This is a genomic window from Rhizobium sp. P38BS-XIX (assembly GCF_012641435.1).
GTDB lineage: Bacteria > Pseudomonadota > Alphaproteobacteria > Rhizobiales > Rhizobiaceae > Rhizobium.
Genome location: NZ_JABAIJ010000010.1, coordinates 73,514 through 94,210 on the forward strand (window position 1 = coordinate 73,514; position 20,697 = coordinate 94,210).

At 58.9% G+C, this 20,697-nt stretch carries 23 protein-coding genes; 8 read left to right on the forward strand and 15 right to left on the reverse strand.

From position 1 onward, the window contains the following. Nucleotides 1–215: 215 nt before the first annotated feature. Entirely contained in the window at nucleotides 216–1,616 is a 1,401-nt protein-coding gene (locus HGP17_RS26580) for a cytosine permease (protein ID WP_168813582.1), read from the reverse strand. Nucleotides 1,617–1,874: 258 nt separating this feature from the next. Between HGP17_RS26580 and HGP17_RS26585 the strand changes: the two genes are divergently transcribed. Continuing rightward, nucleotides 1,875–2,108 (forward strand): DUF2171 domain-containing protein, encoded by a 234-nt coding sequence (locus HGP17_RS26585; protein ID WP_168813584.1) that lies wholly within the window; start codon nucleotides 1,875–1,877, stop codon nucleotides 2,106–2,108. A 130-nt stretch (nucleotides 2,109–2,238) separates the two neighbouring features. Here HGP17_RS26585 and HGP17_RS26590 read toward each other — a convergent pair whose 3' ends face one another. The 4 genes from HGP17_RS26590 to HGP17_RS26605 form a co-directional block, all read right to left on the reverse strand. Beyond that, a complete protein-coding gene (locus tag HGP17_RS26590) occupies nucleotides 2,239–2,736 on the reverse strand; it encodes a hypothetical protein (RefSeq protein WP_168813586.1) in 498 nt (165 codons plus the stop codon). A 91-nt stretch (nucleotides 2,737–2,827) separates the two neighbouring features. Continuing rightward, complete coding sequence (locus HGP17_RS26595; protein ID WP_168813588.1) at nucleotides 2,828–3,736, reverse strand: hypothetical protein; 909 nt, start codon at nucleotides 3,734–3,736, stop codon at nucleotides 2,828–2,830. A gap of 200 nt (nucleotides 3,737–3,936) precedes the next feature. Further along, entirely contained in the window at nucleotides 3,937–4,125 is a 189-nt protein-coding gene (locus tag HGP17_RS26600; RefSeq protein WP_168813590.1) for a hypothetical protein, read from the reverse strand. A 206-nt stretch (nucleotides 4,126–4,331) separates the two neighbouring features. Then, complete coding sequence (locus tag HGP17_RS26605) at nucleotides 4,332–4,547, reverse strand: hypothetical protein (protein ID WP_168813592.1); 216 nt, start codon at nucleotides 4,545–4,547, stop codon at nucleotides 4,332–4,334. A 371-nt stretch (nucleotides 4,548–4,918) separates the two neighbouring features. Here HGP17_RS26605 and HGP17_RS26610 point away from each other — a divergent pair, with 371 nt between their 5' ends. Then, complete coding sequence (locus tag HGP17_RS26610; RefSeq protein ID WP_168813594.1) at nucleotides 4,919–5,410, forward strand: ferritin-like domain-containing protein; 492 nt, start codon at nucleotides 4,919–4,921, stop codon at nucleotides 5,408–5,410. A 98-nt stretch (nucleotides 5,411–5,508) separates the two neighbouring features. Here HGP17_RS26610 and HGP17_RS26615 read toward each other — a convergent pair whose 3' ends face one another. From HGP17_RS26615 to HGP17_RS26630, 4 genes are all read right to left on the reverse strand, one after another. Further along, complete coding sequence (locus HGP17_RS26615; protein ID WP_205926144.1) at nucleotides 5,509–7,716, reverse strand: histidine kinase dimerization/phosphoacceptor domain -containing protein; 2,208 nt, start codon at nucleotides 7,714–7,716, stop codon at nucleotides 5,509–5,511. After that, nucleotides 7,619–8,122, reverse strand: a complete 504-nt coding sequence (locus HGP17_RS26620; RefSeq protein ID WP_168813607.1) for a biliverdin-producing heme oxygenase — start codon at nucleotides 8,120–8,122, stop codon at nucleotides 7,619–7,621. The genes HGP17_RS26615 and HGP17_RS26620 overlap by 98 nt, the downstream gene beginning before the upstream one ends. A 314-nt stretch (nucleotides 8,123–8,436) precedes the next feature. Beyond that, nucleotides 8,437–8,856 (reverse strand): hypothetical protein, encoded by a 420-nt coding sequence (locus tag HGP17_RS26625; protein WP_168813609.1) that lies wholly within the window; start codon nucleotides 8,854–8,856, stop codon nucleotides 8,437–8,439. A 155-nt stretch (nucleotides 8,857–9,011) separates the two neighbouring features. Continuing rightward, complete coding sequence (locus tag HGP17_RS26630; protein ID WP_168813611.1) at nucleotides 9,012–9,404, reverse strand: helix-turn-helix domain-containing protein; 393 nt, start codon at nucleotides 9,402–9,404, stop codon at nucleotides 9,012–9,014. 46 nt (nucleotides 9,405–9,450) lie between these two features. Here HGP17_RS26630 and HGP17_RS26635 point away from each other — a divergent pair, with 46 nt between their 5' ends. Continuing rightward, nucleotides 9,451–10,260 (forward strand): SDR family NAD(P)-dependent oxidoreductase, encoded by an 810-nt coding sequence (locus tag HGP17_RS26635; RefSeq protein ID WP_168813613.1) that lies wholly within the window; start codon nucleotides 9,451–9,453, stop codon nucleotides 10,258–10,260. 83 nt (nucleotides 10,261–10,343) lie between these two features. On the opposite strand, the gene HGP17_RS26640 is transcribed toward HGP17_RS26635, so the two are convergent. Continuing rightward, nucleotides 10,344–11,318 (reverse strand): SDR family NAD(P)-dependent oxidoreductase, encoded by a 975-nt coding sequence (locus HGP17_RS26640; protein ID WP_168813615.1) that lies wholly within the window; start codon nucleotides 11,316–11,318, stop codon nucleotides 10,344–10,346. 212 nt (nucleotides 11,319–11,530) lie between these two features. Between HGP17_RS26640 and HGP17_RS26645 the strand changes: the two genes are divergently transcribed. Continuing rightward, nucleotides 11,531–12,043 carry a TetR/AcrR family transcriptional regulator gene (locus HGP17_RS26645; RefSeq protein ID WP_168813617.1) on the forward strand — a complete coding sequence of 171 codons (513 nt, stop codon included), beginning with the start codon at nucleotides 11,531–11,533 and terminating at the stop codon, nucleotides 12,041–12,043. Nucleotides 12,044–12,121: 78 nt separating this feature from the next. Here HGP17_RS26645 and HGP17_RS26650 read toward each other — a convergent pair whose 3' ends face one another. Then, a complete protein-coding gene (locus HGP17_RS26650; protein ID WP_205926145.1) occupies nucleotides 12,122–13,684 on the reverse strand; it encodes an MFS transporter in 1,563 nt (520 codons plus the stop codon). A gap of 253 nt (nucleotides 13,685–13,937) precedes the next feature. On the opposite strand from HGP17_RS26650, the gene HGP17_RS26655 reads away from it, so the two are divergent. Continuing rightward, entirely contained in the window at nucleotides 13,938–14,807 is an 870-nt protein-coding gene (locus HGP17_RS26655) for a LysR substrate-binding domain-containing protein (protein ID WP_168813619.1), read from the forward strand. Nucleotides 14,808–14,849: 42 nt separating this feature from the next. Here HGP17_RS26655 and HGP17_RS26660 read toward each other — a convergent pair whose 3' ends face one another. Beyond that, nucleotides 14,850–16,940, reverse strand: a complete 2,091-nt coding sequence (locus HGP17_RS26660) for a response regulator (protein ID WP_348648995.1) — start codon at nucleotides 16,938–16,940, stop codon at nucleotides 14,850–14,852. Between the two features lie 358 nt (nucleotides 16,941–17,298). Here HGP17_RS26660 and HGP17_RS26665 point away from each other — a divergent pair, with 358 nt between their 5' ends. After that, nucleotides 17,299–17,928 (forward strand): DUF4189 domain-containing protein, encoded by a 630-nt coding sequence (locus HGP17_RS26665; protein WP_168813621.1) that lies wholly within the window; start codon nucleotides 17,299–17,301, stop codon nucleotides 17,926–17,928. Between the two features lie 139 nt (nucleotides 17,929–18,067). Further along, nucleotides 18,068–18,259, forward strand: a complete 192-nt coding sequence (locus HGP17_RS26670) for a hypothetical protein (protein WP_168813623.1) — start codon at nucleotides 18,068–18,070, stop codon at nucleotides 18,257–18,259. Nucleotides 18,260–18,331: 72 nt separating this feature from the next. Here the strand turns inward: HGP17_RS26670 and HGP17_RS26675 are convergent, their stop codons facing one another. Together HGP17_RS26675 and HGP17_RS26680 are read right to left on the reverse strand one after the other, a co-directional pair. After that, nucleotides 18,332–18,682, reverse strand: a complete 351-nt coding sequence (locus HGP17_RS26675) for a carboxymuconolactone decarboxylase family protein (protein ID WP_348648996.1) — start codon at nucleotides 18,680–18,682, stop codon at nucleotides 18,332–18,334. 10 nt (nucleotides 18,683–18,692) lie between these two features. Beyond that, nucleotides 18,693–19,460, reverse strand: a complete 768-nt coding sequence (locus tag HGP17_RS26680) for an SDR family NAD(P)-dependent oxidoreductase (RefSeq protein WP_168813625.1) — start codon at nucleotides 19,458–19,460, stop codon at nucleotides 18,693–18,695. A 104-nt stretch (nucleotides 19,461–19,564) separates the two neighbouring features. Here HGP17_RS26680 and HGP17_RS26685 point away from each other — a divergent pair, with 104 nt between their 5' ends. Next, nucleotides 19,565–20,071 carry a TetR/AcrR family transcriptional regulator gene (locus HGP17_RS26685; RefSeq protein ID WP_168813627.1) on the forward strand — a complete coding sequence of 169 codons (507 nt, stop codon included), beginning with the start codon at nucleotides 19,565–19,567 and terminating at the stop codon, nucleotides 20,069–20,071. A gap of 52 nt (nucleotides 20,072–20,123) precedes the next feature. Here the strand turns inward: HGP17_RS26685 and HGP17_RS26690 are convergent, their stop codons facing one another. Next, the gene (locus tag HGP17_RS26690) at nucleotides 20,124–20,615 is read right to left on the reverse strand and encodes a GNAT family N-acetyltransferase (protein WP_168813629.1); all 492 of its coding nucleotides are present in this window, start codon (nucleotides 20,613–20,615) and stop codon (nucleotides 20,124–20,126) included. Nucleotides 20,616–20,697: the final 82 nt, after the last annotated feature.

Genomic DNA, 20,697 nt, shown 5'->3' on the forward strand with positions numbered 1-20,697 from the left:
CATTTCCTCAAACTCGTTCGCCAGGCCATCCCGTAAGTGATGACGGCTGTCCTGTAAACGCTGTGGCTGGTTTTCGGCGCCAGCCAGACGGCGCAGGCTGTCTTCAGTACCTTACCTCAAAGCGCAAACGGCCGCCCGATGTCGTCGGGCGGCCGTTCGTCACGTGAGCCGGCGTGGAGTGAAATTCACCGAACGCCGGGATCTTTAATTCGCGATCAGCCCCGGGCTTTGGCGTCCAGGATCATTTCGCTCGGCGCGATTTTCGCGTTCCGCTGCAGCAGATAGTAGACCACACTGGTCACGACGAGGCTGACGGCCCATGAGATGTCTGCATCGTTGAGCATGACGGCAATCGGTCCCTCATAGAGAGGCTGGTTGAGCAGCGGTATCTGGACCACGACGCCGAGAACGTAGCATCCGAGCGCCGTCCAGTTGTAGGCGCCATAGCGTCCATTGGGATCGTAAAGGGCCGGGATGTCCACTTTCTCTTTCGAGATGAGGTAATAGTCGACAAGGTTGATCGCGCTCCACGGCACGAAAACGGCGAGAAGCATCAGAACGAAATTCTTGAATGCCGAGAGGAAGTCAGCACTGGCGAGCACAGCGATCAGGACCGACAGGACCACGAACCCGATGATATAGGCCGCTCTGGCGCCCTTGGAGATGCGGGTCTGATTGCTGAAAGACGTGAAGGTCGTCAGGATTGCCATGAAGCCGCCATAGGCGTTCAGGCAATTGATCGTCAGCTTTCCGCAGATGATGACGATATAGACAAGAACCGCGCCTCGCCCGGCCAGCGTTCCCAGAAATCCGACCTGGTTCGACAGGAATTTCGCGCCGAGCGCAGCGACCAGAACCCCGAACGTCATGGCGAGCTGCGATGCGATCGCGGAGCCGAGAAGCGTATAGAAGAACGCCTTGCCGTCTGATGTCGAAGACGGGAGATAGCGGGAATAATCCGCAACGTAGGGAGCGTAGGTCAACTGCCAGCCGGCCGAAAGCGACACCGCGAGCAGGAAGGTCGCAATCGTCGCCGGCTTCTGGCCGAAGGCGGAGTGAACGTCATACTGCTGGAAGAGCTGATAGGCCAGATATGCAAAGCCGAGGATGCTGATCACCGTGGCGATCCGGCCCATGATGTGGATAACCTTGTAACCGACAAGCGCGATCACGGCCGTCAGGACGCCGAAGATGATCATGCCAACCGCCGGGGTGGAGGAGCCTATCAGAAGGTTCGTGGCTTCGCCGGCCAATACGGTGCCAGTGGCGGCAAAGCCGAGATACATCAGAATGACGAGGAGCAATGGGAGAGTGGCGCCCTTGACGCCAAACTGGGCGCGGCTGCTGATCATCTGCGGCAGGCCGAGGCGAGGACCCTGAGCGGAGTGAAGCGCCATCACGATCCCGCCCAGAATATTGCCGAGAGCCAATCCTACGATCGCGCTGAAAGCTTCCGCGCCGAAGACGACAGCGAGCGCCCCGTCCAGAACCGCCGTGATCTGGAGATTGGCTCCAAACCACAGGGTGAATTGATCCCGCGGAAAGCCGTGGCGTTCCGTCTCCGGTATTCTGTCAATGGTTCTGCGCTCTGCGAACCCCTCTCCTGCATTGCTCATCGCGTACTCCTCCTGGGGAAATGAAATGCTCACCGTTTTATACAGATGAAGGCATTTATTTGTATATACATTTTGCATGCGTGCGAATGAGCAATTTTGGCACCGGATCACAGCGAAGGGATCCGGCACCTTTTCGAAGGTCTGATATCGGGCGGGATCATCAATGAACCGCTTTGAGCTTTCGATGGACACGGCAGGAACAAGTCGAGGTCGCCGTAGTTTGAGTTCATCGTCCACAATCGGCGGAAGGAGAAAGCAATGATCAGTCCGGAACAAATCCAGGAACACATGGAAGTCAGGGCCTCGGACGGAAGCCATATCGGCACGGTCGACCATATGGAGGGGTCCAGTCGCATCAGGCTGACCAAGACGGATTCCGACGATGGCCAGCATCATCTGATCCCATTGGACTGGGTGGATCACGTCGACGCGCATGTGCATCTGAGCAAGGATGCCGATGACGTTCGCAGCAAATGGACTGCTGTCAATTGACGCAAGTTGCGCGCCGCTCATCGCGGCGCGCAACTTGGCATGAGGCTTACTATGTGGTGTCAAAGCCGGACTGCGGCAGTATGCAAATCCTCAAAAGGTCGCTGCCACGCCGCGCGAGACGCGACCAAATTCAGCGTCGCAACGCGAAGACAAATCCAATAGCGGCCGCTACCAGCAAGCTGGCGACCGGCTTCTCGCGAATGCGCTGCTGAATTTCGCTGGCAATATCTCGGCTATCCGACGGCGCTGCATCGTCTTCGATGAGCGATCTCTCAGGATAAGATCTCGTGACTTGTCGTGCAGCCCGATAAAGCGCACGGACTTCACCTCGATTGGCGCGTGCGTCGGCACTTTGGCTGCTGCGATTACGCGCTGCGCGCGGCGCTTTGTCTTTAACGGGCTGATCGTCTTCAAACGTGTCGACATGCGAGCGCCGGACCGATTCACTCTTTTGATCGGAAGCAACGCGTTTCGATGACACCGCCGTATGGGTGGTGGAAATCGGGTCCGAGGCAGGGAACGTATCTTCCAGTGCCTTGTCCAGCTCATTGACTGCTTTGGTCTTTCGTTGCTCTTTCTGTTCCTTGCGGATCGACTGGACCGCTGGGGATTCCTTTCGGGCGGGCATCTTCTGCTCCTTATTGCTATTCTGTCCGGATGGGGACCGCCAGCTGAGGCGATCCCGAGAGATATTTATACTTACTAAGGCGTCCGGTCCCTCAAATGCGCGGCCGACGTGCCTGCAGAACCAGATCTTCCTCTTCGTCGCGCTGTCGGCCACCCAGGGCTGCGGCGGCAGAAGCAATGAATGCGCCGATCAACAGGGAGAGCGCTCCGACAAGCGCTGTCGTCGCTGCCGTCTTCCGGGCCTTGTCGGCGGCCACCTTTGCTGCGGTTTTGGCGTCGTCGATCTGTTTGAAGACAGTGTCGACGCGGCTCTTGGCATCCGCATCCGACAGTCCGGTGCGGGCCGAGACGATCGATGCGATATAGGTTTTATCGCTATCGGGAACCTGTCCCTGGGCCGCGCCCTGGATCAGAATTCGTGAAATCTCCGTTGCCGCCGCTCCGTCGTTGCTCTGGGCCTTGTCGGCTACTTTCGCCGGCCGCAACAAGGCATCGGTGAAGTAACCCGTCGCCTGGTCCACGCCGCTTGTCGGTGTTGCCTGTGCTGCAGCTTGGCCTGCCGCCTGGACGACACTGCCGGCCGCGCCGACCGTTGCGCCCGCAAGCGATGTCAGCGACGAGGCAAGAAATCCCGCGACGAAGACAGTCGCCAGAGCCCAGCTCAACAGGCCATGCGCGGTGTCGCGGAAGAATACTTCATCGGAGTGAACTTCAACCCAGCTGGTGCGAAGTCGGCCAGTCAGGTAGCCGCCGATCGCGGAGGAAAGCCATTGCACCACGACGAGCCAGATGGCCGCCGTAATACCGACAGTCGCTGCAGAGCTACTTTGACCGGACCATGGCGATACCATCGTCAGCCCGACACCCGACCCCAAAAGCAGAAGGATGAGCGCTGTCCCGGTTGCGGCGAGCGCGCCGCCCACGATCGGGCCCCAGACAATGGCAGGCTTTGAAGATTCGACAGGCGCAAGGCCTGCGGGAGCGTCTTCGACAGAGGACATCGAGGCCTCCTATCGGGTGAAAAGAACGAGAAGAATGACGATCGGCAGTGGGATACCGAGAAGCCAGAGCAGGATACCGCGACCCATTTGAAAATCCTCCAGTGATGAATTGATGCTACTCAAACACGAGTTCAGAAGTTTTGTTCCACCGCATTCTGACGAGTGTCACCGCGCTTCCGAACGAAACGGGCGCGCGTCGCTCAGCCCGAGCCAGGGTCGACATTCCCTTCCTTGGCATCGGGCAAGGCGCCGCTGCCGGGCGTCTTGGTTTCGTCGATCAGATGATCTTTCGCATGCGGACCGGGCGCGGGGTGTTCGGGAGCCTTCGGCGCTTTTTTCTTCGGCTGCGCTTCGACGGCCTTCTGAGCTTTCTGATCTTCGTTCGTCATAGCTTGCTCCTTCTGTGGGAATTAGCGTTCTGGACGTACGATTGCGATTGCATGAATAACGAAGGCGTTGCGGCTTCTGTTCCTCAGATCTTTTATTAGCCAGCTAGATCGACTACGCCCTGCGCAGGCGTCGTCCGCCACGCCACCGCGAAGCGGGAACTGTTTCATCGGCCCGATTGCATAGGTTTTCGCGCCAAGCCGTCGCCTTAGCGATGCGGCATGTCCTTCGTGAGATCCTGCATGGAGGGCACACGCCGCTTTGCTGCCATCAGCAGGTCGAGCTCGATAGACGAAGGACCGAACCGTTCAAAAAGGTTTTCAGCCGTGCCGCCTTCGAGCCCGTATTTTTGCTGAAACTCTGCCAGGGAGTAAGCGGCGCCACGAACAGGTCGACGTCGTTCGGAAGTTCGTTCAGTTGTCATGTGCTACTCCTCTTGCTTCGGCTAACCTAATGAACAACAACGCATAAAGTTCCCTGCGCAGAGCAAAGAGTAGTAAAAAAGCGGACATTGGCCTTACGACCAGGTGCTTGCCGGGCACAGGCCAGATTCGTTTGATTCAACGCGCATTTGTAAAATGTCGGAACCAAAGCTCTTATGCTCTGTTCGGAGCGGGTGATCGAGGCAGCTTTATCGGTCGGCCGGCAAAGACTTGGCTGAGCTTTGAACACTCTCGATCAGCGTCATGGTTGGAGTCGCGTCAGCGGTCTCTACTCAACAAGCAGAAAAACGAAACCAAGACAGGGAAGATCGTCATAGCTGACGACCTTGCCCCCAATTGTTGGAGGATGAAAATGGCAGCGACGAAAACGCTCGACGATCTATTTCTGGATACGTTGAAGGACATTTACTACGCCGAAAAGCAGATCTTGAAGGCGCTTCCGAAAATGGCGCGCGCGGCACAGGCGGAGGAAGCCAAACAGGGTTTTCTCCATCATCGCGAGGAGACGCAGGGGCAGGTAGAGCGGCTTGAGCAGGTCTTCGAGCTTCTCGGCAAGCCGGCAAGAGGCAAGACATGCGAAGCCATTCAGGGCATCATCGCTGAGGCCGACGAGATTACCGAGGAGTTCAAGGGCACGCAGGCGCTCGATGCCGGCCTCATCTCCTCAGCACAAGCTGTCGAGCACTACGAGATTGCACGATACGGCACATTGATCGAATGGGCCAAGCAATTGGGTATGAAGGACGCGGTGCCGCTCTTGCAACAGACGTTGGAAGAAGAGAAGGCAACCGACCAAAAGCTGACCAAACTGGCGCAGGCGTCGGCCAACTCGAAGGCGAAGTAAAAGCATCCTTCGGGACAGATGGCAGATCACGCGCCGCCATCGGCGCTCTGCCATCTGCAAGGCTTCATCGAGTTTCAGGCGTTTGAGCAGGCAGTTTCCTACTGAAACTGTATGGGCACCGTAACAATGATCCTGAGGCCGGGATTGTTGTCCGTTTCCTGCAGCTCTCCGCCCAGACCCACGATGATGGCATTCAGCATCTTGCTACCGAAACCCGACGTCAGCCGCGTTTTGCCAGCGCCACTGTCGGCGACGACGAGGCGAGCCTGATTGAAGTGGTGATCGAGTGATGCGCTGGTCGGGCCAGGCGCGCCACCATACGCGTATTTGTTGGCGTTGGTGATCAACTCGGAGAAAATCAGCCCGAGATTGATTGCGCGGTCGGCATCCATCAGAACCGGCGAAAAGTTGCTGGTATGACGGCTGCGCCATTCTTCGCCCATGGACAGGAAAAGCTCGTTTGAAAGCTCGCTCAGATAGCGTGCCAAATCGACCGAGCCGACATGATTGTCGGAGTAAAGGCGTCGATGTACCAGCGCGACCGCCGAAATGCGGCTTCTGGCATCGTTGAGATGCTGAATGATCGAGGGGTCCTCGATGTCGCGCGTCTGCATCTTCAGAAAGGTCGAAACGAGCTGCAGGCTGTTCTGGACACGATGGTTGATCTCTCGCATCAGGAAATCCTTCTGCTTGAGCAACTCTTCCTTCTGCTCGAGAGTTTTCTGCAAGGCGCGGTTCAGGCGATCTATACGCTGGCGCTGATCGCTGTCGTAAATCACGCGGCCGACACGGTGGAGCGCATCGATCTTGTTGTTGTTCCAGTAGTTCGAGCGGCCCCGGACCTCTTCCGACCATGCCGCGAACGAAGCGCGTGGCGTCAGAGGGGACGTAATGGTATCCCCCGGGTTCTTATGCGGGTTGCCGGCCCATTCGACGACCTGCACCTTCTCCGCCCGAAACCAGACGAGGAATATCTCTTCTTCAAGCGCCAGCCTGAGCACGGCAATGCCGCTCGCCAGCGAGATCAGATGGTTCGGCAGACGAGGCGTGCGTCCAAACTCATGCGAATGGAAGATGCCTTCCCTGAGCTTCGGCGTCACGAGATCGAGTAGCGTCCTGATATCGTCGATCTCCGGATGCGTACCTGATTGTGCGATCATGCCCTTTGGAGAAATGGCCACAAAGCCGTCGGATCGCATCATCTGGCGCAGGTTCGACGCCGCAGCCGTCAATTGCTCGTCCAGCGGAGCATCGATGAGGAGACTTTCAACGAGACGATCCTCGTGAGCGCGCAATCTCAGGCGCTCGCGAGCGTTTTCGGCCTCGTCCTTGGCCTTGATCTGCCGTGCGAGGCTGCTGCCAAGCGCCATGGCCGCTGCGCGGATCGCGAACGGCATCTCAAGGGGCGTCGCATTGTGGCAGGCGACGAGGCCCCAGAGAATGCCATCCTTGATGATCGAGACAGATGCGCTGGCGCGCACACCCATATTCCGCAGATATTGCAGATGAATAGGCGAAACGCTTCTGAGTGCGACGTCGCTCAGATCGAGGACAGGTGCGCCGGCGCCGGCCCAGCGCAACGGAGCGGGCGAGTATGTGGCATCGGGAATGGCTCGTACGCGATTGCGCAGATAAAGCGCGCGCGCCTGCTTGGGAATGTCGCTTGCCGGAAAATGGTGGTTCAGAAAGGCCGGAAACGCCTCGTTGCGATCTTCGGCGATGACAACGCCGGAGGCGTCCTCCATGAACTGATAGATCATCACCCGATCAAAGCCGGTCAGCTTGCGAAAATCGGTCGCCGCATGTTGGAAGAGCGTGGCCGTATCGGCCGCTATCTCGAAGCGATGAGCAATCGCGTCGAGATTGGACAACGATTGCTCGGGTGTTATCGGGGAGCTTCCGGCCGGTTCGAGTTCGACCAGAAGATAGCCGTCCGAAATATGTCCGAGTATGTCGAGAACGGCCCCACCGACCTCGTGCTTGCCGAGGATCACCTCGTGGGCACGCGGCGCCTGCGCTGTGCGCGACAGAGCATCGAAGCCGAGGAGATCGTTGATCCCTCTTCCTATCCAGTCGTCTCCGAAGCAATCTTCGATGTCGCCTGCGCCACCCATCGTCCTGCCGGTTGCCAACTCTGCCACCAGCAACATTCCGTGCGGCTGGATCGACCCGGGAATATGGATCGGTTCGCGGTCGCAGGCCGTTTGATCAAGAGGTCCGTCTGGAGACATTTCCAAACACCTTTTCGTAGTTTTCCTCGAAAACGCCGAACGTGGAGATAGCGGCTGCAATGCAGCGCTCTTCATCTTCGATTGGCGTGGTGTCGATGAGCTTTAGAATTTCATGCCAGGATCGCAAATTGCCAACCTGGGTCGCCAGATGCCGCGCTCCAAATTCCGCGGAAAGATCGAGTTCGGCTGCTTTCTTGGCAAGGATTGTCGCACCAAGCCCCGAGCCTTCGAGGACATAGAGCGTTCCGATCATGTCTGAGAGATCCAAAGCGGCTTCGGCAGTCTCGACCGGTATCTCGTCGTCCATTGGCTCGTCCGAAAGGTCGGCAATATCTTTCCGTAGCTGGCTTATGATCTTGCGGTCTCCCCAGTCCGGCACCAGGTTTTCGACCCCGCCTGCCTCGAGCTTCGCTTCCAGGAGACCGCGGCTCACAAGCGTTGCCGCCAAATATTTGCGGTAGGCGTCGCGCGATTGAAACATCGCCAATTCGTGGTTCAAACCGTCAAGCCGTCGATGGTGGACATCGGTCGCCGCTTTCAATCGCCACCGTCGTCCTGATAAAACAGTTTGCAACATCTAAATTAAATACCTCGCCCCACCGAGAATCGTGCCCGAATGAGTTCATTGCATAGCTAACCGCATAACAAACTCAAGGGTCCGGATTTTGTTCCAGACGGATCGACAATTTAGATTTTGGTTCTATTTAGCGCGCGGCCTCGCTTTGAGGATCCGACCCGCTCTCAGTCAGCTTTTTCCGTCGATATTGCTCGGTCCGCGACCGAGACAGACAGTTTTTACTTCTGATCCTCATAGGTATAAAGCGCGCACATCTCGCCGCTGCTCCTCGGAGCGCGCTGGCTGGTGAAGACGGCGATTGCGGTCGAGCCCGATCCGTCCGCCCAGGATGCGAGATAGGTCACATCCCCTGAACCGCACAGCTGATTGCCATTTTGCAGCTCCGGGTCGGAGGGGTCCTTGACTCGATAGACCGAGGCCGGCACCTTCTGGCCATCGACGTTGAAGTGATCGGCAACGAGGTCCGAGAAGTCGAGGGATTCCCCGTTCTCGAATTTGATACCGGAATCGTCCATCCAGACATCGCCGGTGATGCTGACGGCTGTGTTGCTCATCGCGGTATAATGATCGGCCTGCTGAGCGAAAGCCGCCGAGGCGGAGAGGGCGATCAGGATGCTGGAAAGGGCGAAGCGGCGCATGGAGTGTCTCGCAGAAGAAGATGAGCGGGTTGCAGATCCATCCATCGCATCTTTCACGCACAATTCAGAGGCTCATTTTGAGGTTCTTTTGCTTTGCCATGCAGGTATCTGTGGCCAGTGCATCAGGATCTGGTCAGCCCGGCAGGTTCAACGCTCTACTGCTTGACTTCGCCCTGGGCGGAATGGCGTCGCGAGAATTCGCGGGCCGCCATCAAGACCGGCATCAGGTTGCGGCCGCTATCCGTCAGTTGATATTCGACACGCGGCGGCTGCTCGCCGAAATCCTTCCTTTCGATGAGACGATCCTTTTCCAGTTCCTTGAGATGCTGCGTCAGCATCTTTTGCGAAATGCCGGGTATATCCCGCTTCATTTGCAGCGTTCTCATCGACGGTTCCGCGAAGAGGCGAAACAGGATCGGAAGTTTCCAGCGTCCGCTGATCATCCGAAGCAGGCGGCTGACCTCTGCCACGGATCCATCCGGGCCGAGGCAGACCGACCGCTCTTCACGGTCTACAGGCACCTTAAAGTGCGTAATTGTCTCGATCATCGTTTTGTTCTTCTTTGCGCCATCGGCTCTAAATAGGTGCAATGACATGGATTTAAAACTGGACGGAAAGATCGCGCTCGTCACCGGTAGCAGCAAAGGCATTGGCGAGGCGATTGCGAGAGGCCTTGCGCGTGAGAAGGCGATCGTCGTCGTCCACGGCCGCAACAGGACACAGACGGAAGATGTCGCTCGCGACATCGTGCGCGATGGAGGCCGTGCTCATGCCGTTGTCGGAGATCTGACCGTGGATGAGGATGTGTCGGCGCTCGTGGACGAAGCGCACGCCGTTGCCGGACCGATAGACATTCTGGTCAACAATGCGGGCGGATCAGGCGCGGCCGAGGAGTGGTCGGAAAGTCGCCCGCTTTCATGGATGTCGGCCTATGATCGCAACGTTGTCGCTGCGGTGAGGGTAACGACGCGTCTTTTGCCGCGCATGCGGCAGGCCGGCTGGGGCCGCGTTATCAACATTTCAAGCCTCGCCGGACTGATGCCTCCGGCCTCCCGGCCCGACTATGCAGCCTGTAAGGCGGCAATGAACGCGATGACCGTTTCGATGGCAAGAGCCGCTGCCGCTGATGGCGTTACCGTCAACACCGTGTCGCCGGGCACGATTCACAGTGGCCGGCTGGACGCCCGGTTTAGGGAGGTGGCCGTCGAGAGGGGGCTCAACGAGGACGCGCCATGGGTGGAGATCGAGCAGGCGGTACTGCCGCTGTTTGCGCAGGTGCCCCTTGGTCGTGTTGGAACGCTGGAGGAAATCGCTGACGCCGTTTCGTTTCTCGTCAGCCCGCGAGCCGGTTATATAACCGGTGCCAATCTGCGGCTGGATGGTGGAATGCTGCCCACTATCTAGCGCTTTTTGATGTTTGAAAATCGCTACCGGCAGGGGATATCTGCCGGTAGCGACATGGCCGTAAAGGGGGTGCTGTCAGCGCTTTAAGCTGAAAAGACCTCGCCGACCATTTCCTCGCTCTTGCGCCAAAGCGCCTTTGCATGCTCTGCATCGAGGGCGTAGGAACGCACGCCTTCGCTGATAGGGTTGATCAGCCCATCGGTGATGGCGGAGACGTGGCAATTTTCGCAATATTTGCCACCGACATCGGCGGCATCGGCAACCACGCCGGCCCAGACGGAGGTCGCCGCACCCTGCGGTACTGTCTTGAACTGGAAGGGCGGCTTGCCTTCGGCGGCAAGTTCGGCATTGATCCGTTCCAGCATTTGTTCCAGCGCATTCTCGGGAAGATGGCGGCCAAGTTCGGTCTGGATACCACCTGGATGAAGGGCAGTTGCGCGAACGCCGCGCGCCTGGTGGCGACGGTCGAATTCCACCGCAAAGAGGATGTTGGCGGTTTTGGAGCGTCCGTAGGCCTGCCAAGGATCGTAATCGCCGCGTTCGAAGTTGGGATCGTCGAGATCGACGTCGGCAAAGCGATGGCCGGAGGACGAGACGTTTACCAGGCGACCGCCGGGGGCAATAAGCGAGGCGATCCGGTTGACGAAAACGAAGTGGCCGAGATGATTGGTCCCGAATTGTGTCTCGAAGCCGTCGGCGGTATGGCCGAAGGGAGATGCCATGACGCCTGCATTGGCGATGACGACATCAAAGGTGCGTCCGTCCGCGACCAGCGCCTGTGAGGCTTTGCGAACGCTGGCAAGCGAGGCGAGATCCAGTTCAATCAATTCGAGGCTCGCGCCATTTTTGGCGGCGGCTGCAACCGGTGCAGTTGCCGCGCGCGCCTTGGCCAGATCGCGGGCGGCGCCCACCACCTGGGCACCGTGAGCGACCAACGCCCGCGCCGTCTCGACGCCGAGACCTGCCGAAACGCCGGTAACGAGCACGCGCTTGCCGCTCAGATCGATGCCGGCAAGAACTTCATCTGTGGTGGAAGTCGCTCCAAAAGGTTCGGTCATGAATATCTCCTTCAACCGTGGATACACGGGCACGCCATAGCGGCGAGCGATTGCCCGCCGCCCTCGAATGGATTAAGAGGAGGGTGCCTCCGAATTAAATACGGAGGCACCCTCCGTTTATCAAGGGGTGTTTTGAAGACGTGACGATAAAAAGTGAGCGACCAGTTCCGCGCAAACCGCGCGCGGACGCGGAACGCAACCGGATCCGGCTGATGGAAGTGGCCAAGGACGCCTTTGCAAAAAAGGGTGCAGAGGCCAGCCTCGAAGAAATCGCACGTCTTGCCGGCGTGGGTATCGGCACGCTCTATCGCCATTTTCCAACTCGAGACGCATTGATTGGTGACGTCTATAGAAATGAAACCGAGCAGCTGGCGAGAGCCGCGCGCGATCTTGCCGAACGTCTGCCGCCCAAGGAGGCGTTACGGCAGTGGATGTTGGTCTTTATCGATTACATAGCCACCAAACAGGGCATGTATCCGGTGCTGAATTCTCTGGTGGGGGGAACGTCAACGCTCTATGCGGCTTCCGGCCCCTTGATCAGCAGCTCCATGGAAATGCTAACGGCACGCGCCGTCGAAAGCGGCGACATCAGGCTCGATATCCCTCCGCTGGATCTCCTGCGCGCCGTCAGCGGCCTTGCCAGCAACAACGGGCCGGACTGGAAAGATGCCGCCAGGCGCATGGTTGATATCATCATCGCCGGCATAGAGGTTCGCCCCGAATAGATGCAAATCAAGCCATGACTGGCTGTTGGACGGCAATGTGCTGCCGTCCAGATCACGTAATACAAGCGTGCGCTTCGACTATCGGGGGACTTGGTCCGACGATGTCTTCGCGGACTTTCCGTGCATCAGTACAAGGATGGCAATCGCGGAAAAGGCCGCAGCGATCGCCGAGATTGTCAGTGCCACCGAAAAGCCGTGAGAATAGGCCTGCATCGCCTGCGCAAGGGCCGAGCTTCGCTGTGGCTCGGCAAGGCCCTGAACGGCTTTCTCGAGATCGCCTGCAACAACGGCGTCGGCAAAGCCGGAGGTTTCGCAATGAAGTGCCATTGTGCTGCAGACTGTCGCTTCAAGCGTATTGCGCACGGCAGTCGCGAGAATGCCGCTCAAGGTGGCAAAACCAAGCAGGATGCCGGAAAACCGGGCCGTGGTGCTGATGCCGGATGCCATGCCGGCGCGTCCACGCGGGACGGAGCTCATGATGGCCTTCTGCGTTTCGCCGTTCAGCAGACCGCCGCCGCTCCCCAATATCAACATGCCCGCAAGGACAGTATCCTGCCAACTGTTGTACGCACCGAAAGCCGTCACCATGCTGCCGAGGGCGACCAGAAGCAGGCCGAGCGGAAGGATGCGATCGGAGCCGAGCTTCTGGCCCAGCCGGCGACCGATATAGGGAAAGCTCAGCATCGCCAGAGCGAACGGCAGCATGAGAAGGCCGGCGCGCAATGCGCCATTTCCCAATCCGTTTTGAAGAAAGAGCGGCAGCAGCGACGCCATGACCTGGGCACAGGCCGCATAGGCAAACATGGCAAGGACGGCGCCGACGAAGCGCGGGATTGCGAAAAGGCCGAGATCGAGCATCGGCCGCTCCTGTGACCGTTCGGCAATGATGAAGGCGATCAGCGCGCCGGAGCCGGCGGCAAATCCGATCAGGGCGCTTGGCGAAGACCAGCCGTGTGATTGACCGTTGATCAAACCCCAGGTCAGGCCAAACATGGTTGCCGTGAAGAAAACGATGCCGGCGGGGTCCAGCCTGCGCGCCGCTTCATCCCTGGATTCGTCGACGAAACATATGACCGCGATTGCAAGCAGCGCGCAGACCGGCAGATTGATCAGGAAGCCCCAGCGCCAGCCGAGCGCATAAGTAATGACGCCACCGGCGACGGGTGCCAGCACCATGGTCAGTCCCATCATGCCGCCCCAGATCGCCCAGGCTCGGTTGCGTTCGCTTTCCGTATGGAACGTATGGCCGATGATGGCGAGCGCCGGCGCCAGCAGGAAGGCCGCGCCCACGCCTTGCAGGACACGGGCGAGATAAAGATCACGCGCCGTCGGCGCGATCCCGCACAGAAGTGATGCCAGGGTGAAGATGGCAATGCCGCCCAGGAAGATACGCTTGCGTCCGAAGCGATCCGCAATCGCACCGGCCGGCAGGAGAAGCGACGCAAAGCTCAGGACGTAGGTGCTGATGACCCATTCGATTTCGGCAAAAGTCGCGTTGAAATTGCGCGCGATCGTCGGCAGCACCACGGCGACGATATTGGTGTCGAGGACGGTCAGCGTACAACCGGTCGACGCCGTCAGCAAAATCAGAAGTGAATTTGTGGTGCGTGCGCCGTTCAGCGTTTCGGATTCGCTACTCATCGCGGCTGCGCCCCAACGCCTGATATTCTGTTCCGTGTATCCAGCCCGATGAATTCGGGTTCGGATGAGTGGCCAAAGGAAAGGGTGGGATGCGCATAAGGCGCTGACGTCTCGGTCATGGCGGCAAATGGGAGGATATACATGCTCGTCTCCTGTGAGTTGGATATTCGCATGCATTCAATCGGATCCTTGAATTCTTCTCATTCGTGGCATTCTGATTTATAATTAGGTCCAGCCTAATTATGGGTCTCCGATGGAACTCCGTCATCTAAGATATTTCGTCACTCTTGCGGAAGAGCTGCACTTTGCCCGGGCGGCGGAAAAGCTCAACATCGCGCCGCCGACACTCACGGTCCAAATCCAGGAAATCGAGCGAACGCTGGCAACCCGCCTGTTCGTGCGAACCAAGCGATCCGTGGCGCTGACGACTGCCGGTGACGTTTTTCTCGCGGAAGCGCGCAATGTCCTTGCTCAGTTTGCAAAGGCCGAAAGTGCCGGGCGCCGGGCTGGGCGAGGGGAGATCGGCCGGATCGAGATAGGCTATGTCGGTTCCGCAGCTTATGGCGGCGTGTTGCAGGAGTTGACGAACCGCTTTCGTCAGATCGCACCCGAGGTCGAGATCAACGCCAGGGAGTTTCCCATGGATGATTTGCCCGGTCTCATTGTCGATGGTCGTGTCGACGTCGGATTTCTGCGTCTCCCGATGGTGCTGCCAAAGTCGCTTAGATGCCACATTCTGTTGCGCGACTGCTTCTCCCTCGCACTCTCCAGTTTTCACGCCGAAGCTGGATCAGGAGAGCCCGTGGAACCTGAACGACTTGCCGTAGAGCGATTTATCGCTCCCGAGCAACAGTCCGGTACATATGAGGTGGCAAGGCGGGGTAATTTTACTCCGCGCATCGTCTCGACACCCGGCGGCCTTCTCGCCGTTCTGACACAGGTTTCCCTTGGCGTCGGCATTTCGATCGTTCCAAGCGTTGTGGAGGATGTCATTCGGATGCCGGGCGTCGTTTTCCGGCCGCTGGCCGGTGAAGCCATCATTTCGGAGATCGCCACAGTCCATCGCGCCAACGAAAGCTCGCCGGCGGTCAGGCAGCTGATTGCCCTGATGCGGAAGGACTGACGCGCAGGGAGCTATTGTCGTGGTTCAGTCTGCTTTGGAGATCTACTGCCCACCCACCAGATCGGCGACGCGTCGTGCGAAGACATCGCTCGCGAAGGGCTTTGTCAGAACCTGCATGCCGCGATCCAGGTGACCGTGGTTGAGAACTGCGTTTTCGGCATAGCCCGTCACGAAAAGAATCGGAAAATCCGGCCGGTCGATGCGCACGGCATCGGCGAGCTGCCGGCCGTTCATGCCGTTCGGAAGGCCGACATCCGTCACGATGAGATCGATGTCTGGCCTTGCCCTGAAGATCTTCAGGGCCGAGGGCGCATCGTCGGCCTCCAGTACGGAGTAACCGAGCTCCTCAAGGATCTCGACGGCCACCATCCTCACCAGCGGCTCATCGTCGACGACGAGAATGGTTGTCTGCCCGGAGGCGGCCGGCGCCGGCGCTTCGACCGGAGCGACCTCGTCCTGCGTTCCGTCCGCGATATAGCGTGGCAGGTAGATGCAGATCATCGTTCCCTTGCCGAGTTCGGAATAGATGCGCGCAGCGCCTCCCGACTGACCGGCAAAACCATAGACCATCGAGAGGCCGAGCCCCGTGCCCTGACCGGTCGGCTTCGTCGTGAAGAACGGATCGAACGCGCGGGCGATGATGTCCTGTGACATCCCCGTTCCGGTGTCGCTGACGCACATCGAGACATACTGACCCGGCTCGACGCCCCGCTCTCTCGCGGCACGCTCATCCAGCCATCGATTTCCGGTTTCGACGGTCAGTTTGCCGCCGTCGGGCATGGCGTCGCGTGCGTTGATGCAAAGATTGAGAAGTGCATTTTCAAGCTGCCCGACATCGACGAATGCGGTCCAGAGGCCACCTGCGCCGGCCATCTCGACCTCGATGGCCGGACCGACGCTGCGGGTGATCAGATCATGCATGCCAACGACGATCCGGTTGATATCAGACGGCTTCGGATCGAGTGTCTGGCGGCGCGAGAAGGCAAGCAGGCGCTGGGTCAGGCCGGCTGCGCGCTTCACCGCGCCCTGCGCGCCGGTCAGATAGCGATCGATATCGCCGATGCGGCCCTGCGTGAGCCGCGTTTTCATCAGCTCGAGACTGCCGCCGATGCCGGCAAGAATATTGTTGAAATCATGGGCCAGACCGCCTGTCAGCTGGCCGACCGCTTCCATTTTCTGGGCTTGTCGCAGCGCTTCTTCCGCATGAAGCAGGGCCGCCGTGCGCTCTTCGACGCGTTGCTCAAGACTTTCCGTCAAGGCGCGAAGTTCGGCGGCGGCACGATCGCGCTCCTCCTCCACACCGCGCCTCGCGTCGATGTCGATCAGGACGCCGGGAAATAAGGACGGTTTGCCATCCGGGTCGAGATCGACACGGCCATTGGCCTCCAGCCAATAGTAATTTCCATCCTCCCTTCGCGTCCGATATTGGTGTGCGTAGGGTCCGCCTCGTTTCAAGGCGTCGCTGATCGCAGTTGCTAGGCCTGCCTGATCGTCCGGATGAACCGCCTCGACGACCTGAGAAAGACTGAGACCGAAGCGCCCAAGCGATGGGTCGAAACCGAAGGCGTTTGCGAAAGCCTCATCGACCGTGAACTTGTCCGCCTGGACGTCCCAGGACCAGGTCCCGATGATCGCACCGGCTGCAAGCGCGAGCTGAACCCGCTGTATGTTCTCGCGCGCGACCGCCTCGCTTTCGCGCAGAGCGGCTTCAGCGGCCTTGCGCGCGGTGATGTCGCGGAAGAGAACCGAGACCTGACGGAGGCTCGCAGGCTCGAGACGCGTGGCTGAGACCTCGATGTGACGGCCGATTGCCTTGAATTCCTGCTCGAAGCGAACCGTCTCTCCGGTTTTTAGAACGCCGCCGTAGATCTCTAGCCAGACATCCGCATTGTCGGGCTCAATCTCGCGAAGCCGTTTGCCCACAATGTCCTTGATGCCGGTCTGCCGCTCATAGCCGGAGTTTGATTCGATGTGTGCATAGTCGCTCAACGGCCCTTCGGGACTGTCGATGAACTCGATGATGCAAAAGCCATCGTCGATGGCCTCGAACAGCGCACGCCGTCGTGCTTCGCTGCGAAAGAGAGGATCGTCTTCCTTATGCTCTTCGAGCGCGGACGGTATCTCCGTGGTCACTGCCGGTCCTTTATGAGTGCATCGTCAATTCACACCAAAATAAGCCGCAGCGTCACGAAGACAATGGGATTGTTACGTGATCTTGGCGCGCATGATGCAAGATAAAGACGACCATGACGGTCGCTGTCGTGCCGTTTATTTGTTACCCGTATACAGGGCAATTTTTCGTGCAACACACGCCAGAAGCCGGCGGCATTTGAATCAGAATCGGAGTATCGGATAGAATAACAACGCGCGGGATAAGACCCGGATAGGCTGTTCATAGGCGATTGATGATTGCTTCGGTTGTATTAATATTCTATCGCTAGGCCCTGTCGAGGCACCAGCCGAGATGGTCAAGAGGCGAGGCAAGAGTGATATGACATTGATGAAGCATGGTTTGTTGCTGCTGCCGCTGCTTCTGTTTGGGTCGCCAGCCGCCTGGGCGCAATGTGCACCCGGCATACCTTGCGGCGGCAATCCGATGGGCATTCCCCCGGACGCCCCCAATTCGCCCTACAATACCCACAGTGGCGACTATAACACCCAGCCGAGCGAGGACGACAATTCGCAGGCGGAGGCGCCGTCGGGCCCTGGAACGGATACCTGGGCTGCTTTCGCCATCAACTCGAATGGACAGGTCGCCTGGACCTTCCTGCATCAGGATGCGCGCTCGGCGGAGCGCGACGCGATGTCGTCGTGCCGGGATATGGGCGCCAGGGGCTGCCGTATCATCGACAGCTTTACCAATGTGTGCGGGGCGCCGGCGGCGGATTCGGAGCGAAACCTCTATATGGGCTGGGGCACGTGGTATGGGGCGGCGGAGCAATCGGCGATCAACGATTGCGAGCAGAAAAATCCAAATGGAGAGTGCCGCCTGGTCAGCTTCGGGATTTGCACCGGCATGGATTTCACCACGCAGTATGTCGAGGAGACAAGCAGGCGCGCGCAGGCCTCAACGCCGGCCGATCTAGAGAAGATTTCGGCAGGCTATCGCTCGAAGCACTGAGCGCTGGCGACGGCGCGGCTTCGACTGCGGTGCAGACCGTGTGCGGCTCCATCCTCCATTCGAGCGCAATTCGGATCGGAACAATCCGAGTTGCGGTGGGTTGGTCATTGATGAGCCAACCGATGGATAGGAGGCCAATATGCCGACCGAACTTCCAGATCCCGCAGAGGCACCGCGTGGCCCGACATCAACGCCGGGGATTCCGGATCGTGTCCAGGAAAAGCCGCCATTGACCCCCGCCCAGGATCCCGGCGATACGAAAAATCCAAATGATCCAACGCCTGTCGAGCCCGGGTTGGTTCCGGCCGAAGGACCGGTGCAGCCGATCTAGCTTGCCCGAACGAAAGGGAATCTGCGGAAAAATAAATGGGCGAGTGCTTGAATGGCGCTCGCCCATATTTTCCTACTTCTTTGGTAGGGCTTCGATCGCATCGAAAACGCGGGCCGAATAGGTAAGCGCAGCACCTGCGTTGAGCGCTATGGCGACGCCCAGGGCCTCCGCAATCTCGCCTTCCGTTGCGCCGAGTTCGATTGCCTTCTGGGCGTGAACCGCGATGCAGCCATCGCAGCGGGTCGCGACAGCCACTGCAAGCGCTAAGATCTCGTGCATCTTGGGTTCGAGTTTCCCTGTTTTAAGGCCGCTGTTTTCTATCGTCGTCAGGCCGCGAAGAACATCGGGGCTCAGTTTGGCAAAATCTCCAACCCGACCGATCAGAGCATCGCGATAGGCGTTCCAGTCCTGCATGTTGTTCATCTCGGTCTCCTCACTGGCGTCCGGCAGTCACGCCGCCGTCAACGGGAAGGATCGTGCCCGTGATCCACGAGGCCTGATCCGATGCGAGGAACAGGATCGCCTCGGCGACGTCGCGCGGCTGGCCGTTGCGGCCGAGCGGATGGAAGGAGTTGAAGGTCGGAAGGACTTCCTTCACCTGCTCGTTAGACAGGAAAGTGTTGTAGACCGGCGTCTCGACGACGGCCGGTGCAACCGCATTGATGCGGATGTTGTAGGGCGCAAGCTCGATCGCAAGGTTGCGGACCATGGCGTGGACGCCGGCATTTGCGGCGGAATAGGCGGCCGATGGCGTTGCGCCGATCGCCTGGATGGCCCACATCGAGCCCGTCTGGACGATTGCGCCGCCCTTGTCCTTCATCGCCTTCGCGGCAGCCTGAGCCGTGAAGAATTTGCCCTTTAGGATCGTGTCCAGATACCAATCATAGTCTGCTTCCGTCAGCTCGATGAACGGCTTCGGGTTGAAGACGCCGGCATTGTTTACGAGAATGTCGAGCTTCCCGAAGCGCGCGACCGCGAGGTCGACGAGTGCGGCGCCGGTTTCCGGCTTTGCAATGTCGCCGGCGGAAACGACAACGTTGCGGCCGCTCGGATCGATCTCTCTCGCAGCCGTTTCGAGCTTCGCCAAATCCCGGCCGTTGATGGCCACCTTCGCTCCCTCGGCTACGAACCTTGCCGCCGCTTCCTTTCCGATACCCGAACCACCGCCTGTGATCGCAACGACCTTGTCTTGAAAACGCATTTGCTATCTCCTTTTGTCTATCTAACGTTAGATAGATGAATGAGACTTAGGCGTTGTGTTTGAAAGATACAAGCCCTATCTAACATTAGATAGAGAGGTGTGAGATGAGTGATACGACAAGTGCCATCCTGGACGCTGCCGAAAAGCGCATTCGGGGCGGGGGTTACAACGGCTTCAGCTTTCGCGATGTCGCAGCAGATGTCGGGGTGAAAGCGTCTTCGGTGCACTATCATTTTCCCGCCAAGGAGAAACTGGCGGCGGCGGTCGCTCGTCGCTACACGGATCGCTTCATGGCCGCCGTCGATGCGGAAGTCATGGCCGGTCTCGACGTGGTTCAGGCATGGCGACAAGTGTTCCGGGCTGCTTTGGTGCGGGATGGGCGAATGTGCCTCTGCGGCGCACTCGCCGCGACGTCGCATGATCTCGCCGAAGAGGTCAGGGTAGAGGTAAAGCGGTTTTTCGCGCTAGGCATCGACAAGCTGCAGGAAGGCGGCCTTGGCCACGACGCCGCGGTGCGAGTCCTGGCGACGCTCGAAGGTGCGATGCTGACCGCGAACATTCTTGACGATCAGTCACTCTTCGAGAGCGGCAGCGCCGCGCTTGCTTCGTGACCGTGCTATTCGTTGTTCGGGGCGAATGATAGCGGGGACGGAGCGCCCGCCGTCATAGCTCCATGATCATCTCATGCCAGGCCATGCCACCGTGATCTGATGCGGAGGGCTTGACGTAGCGATAACCCATTCGATCGTAGAGTGGGACATGCTTTTCCTTGCACATGAGATGGATGGTCTTCTTGCCTGCCGCACGCATCTGCTCGATAAAACGCTGCATGAGCAATTTGGAGTAGCCTTTGCCCTGCTCGGCGGTGTCTACGACGACTGACATGATGACGACATTGGGTGCGGCCGGATCGTGGCCGATCAATTCCTTGAATTCCTCGTCCGACATGACGACATCGAACGCGCATCCGCTATTGATGAAGCCCACGATCTTGCCATCGGCCTCGAGAAGCAAAAATCCCTCGGGATACTGCGCGATACGCTTCTCGATCTTCTCCAGGGTCGCCGCTTCGTCGCCTTCATAGGCGGATGTCTCGATTTCGAAGCATCGGGAAGCGTCGTTGAGGAGAGGTTGGCGGAAAAGCGTGGAAGGCATGTTTTTATCCCGTTTTATGGATCCGATTCCCAAGTCTGTCAGTCGCTCGAGCCCGAATCGCGAGAGGGACGGGCTGCGCGGC

What these genes read in the sequence shown, in the direction of transcription:
- HGP17_RS26585 (WP_168813584.1), top strand. Translation starts at nt 1,875, where the DNA reads ATGATCAGTCCGGAACAAATCCAGGAACACATGGAAGTCAGGGCCTCG.
- HGP17_RS26625 (WP_168813609.1), bottom strand. Translation starts at nt 8,856, where the DNA reads ATGCGCCGCTTCGCCCTTTCCAGCATCCTGATCGCCCTCTCCGCCTCG.
- HGP17_RS26675 (WP_348648996.1), bottom strand. Translation starts at nt 18,682, where the DNA reads ATGAACAACATGCAGGACTGGAACGCCTATCGCGATGCTCTGATCGGT.
- HGP17_RS26580 (WP_168813582.1), bottom strand. Translation starts at nt 1,616, where the DNA reads ATGAGCAATGCAGGAGAGGGGTTCGCAGAGCGCAGAACCATTGACAGA.
- HGP17_RS26655 (WP_168813619.1), top strand. Translation starts at nt 13,938, where the DNA reads ATGGAACTCCGTCATCTAAGATATTTCGTCACTCTTGCGGAAGAGCTG.
- HGP17_RS26685 (WP_168813627.1), top strand. Translation starts at nt 19,565, where the DNA reads ATGAGTGATACGACAAGTGCCATCCTGGACGCTGCCGAAAAGCGCATT.
- HGP17_RS26630 (WP_168813611.1), bottom strand. Translation starts at nt 9,404, where the DNA reads ATGATCGAGACAATTACGCACTTTAAGGTGCCTGTAGACCGTGAAGAG.
- HGP17_RS26680 (WP_168813625.1), bottom strand. Translation starts at nt 19,460, where the DNA reads ATGCGTTTTCAAGACAAGGTCGTTGCGATCACAGGCGGTGGTTCGGGT.
- HGP17_RS26635 (WP_168813613.1), top strand. Translation starts at nt 9,451, where the DNA reads ATGGATTTAAAACTGGACGGAAAGATCGCGCTCGTCACCGGTAGCAGC.
- HGP17_RS26640 (WP_168813615.1), bottom strand. Translation starts at nt 11,318, where the DNA reads ATGACCGAACCTTTTGGAGCGACTTCCACCACAGATGAAGTTCTTGCC.
- HGP17_RS26690 (WP_168813629.1), bottom strand. Translation starts at nt 20,615, where the DNA reads ATGCCTTCCACGCTTTTCCGCCAACCTCTCCTCAACGACGCTTCCCGA.
- HGP17_RS26605 (WP_168813592.1), bottom strand. Translation starts at nt 4,547, where the DNA reads ATGACAACTGAACGAACTTCCGAACGACGTCGACCTGTTCGTGGCGCC.
- HGP17_RS26590 (WP_168813586.1), bottom strand. Translation starts at nt 2,736, where the DNA reads ATGCCCGCCCGAAAGGAATCCCCAGCGGTCCAGTCGATCCGCAAGGAA.
- HGP17_RS26645 (WP_168813617.1), top strand. Translation starts at nt 11,531, where the DNA reads ATGGAAGTGGCCAAGGACGCCTTTGCAAAAAAGGGTGCAGAGGCCAGC.
- HGP17_RS26650 (WP_205926145.1), bottom strand. Translation starts at nt 13,684, where the DNA reads ATGAGTAGCGAATCCGAAACGCTGAACGGCGCACGCACCACAAATTCA.
- HGP17_RS26615 (WP_205926144.1), bottom strand. Translation starts at nt 7,716, where the DNA reads ATGAAGAGCGCTGCATTGCAGCCGCTATCTCCACGTTCGGCGTTTTCG.
- HGP17_RS26600 (WP_168813590.1), bottom strand. Translation starts at nt 4,125, where the DNA reads ATGACGAACGAAGATCAGAAAGCTCAGAAGGCCGTCGAAGCGCAGCCG.
- HGP17_RS26610 (WP_168813594.1), top strand. Translation starts at nt 4,919, where the DNA reads ATGGCAGCGACGAAAACGCTCGACGATCTATTTCTGGATACGTTGAAG.
- HGP17_RS26670 (WP_168813623.1), top strand. Translation starts at nt 18,068, where the DNA reads ATGCCGACCGAACTTCCAGATCCCGCAGAGGCACCGCGTGGCCCGACA.
- HGP17_RS26620 (WP_168813607.1), bottom strand. Translation starts at nt 8,122, where the DNA reads ATGTTTCAATCGCGCGACGCCTACCGCAAATATTTGGCGGCAACGCTT.
- HGP17_RS26595 (WP_168813588.1), bottom strand. Translation starts at nt 3,736, where the DNA reads ATGTCCTCTGTCGAAGACGCTCCCGCAGGCCTTGCGCCTGTCGAATCT.
- HGP17_RS26665 (WP_168813621.1), top strand. Translation starts at nt 17,299, where the DNA reads ATGACATTGATGAAGCATGGTTTGTTGCTGCTGCCGCTGCTTCTGTTT.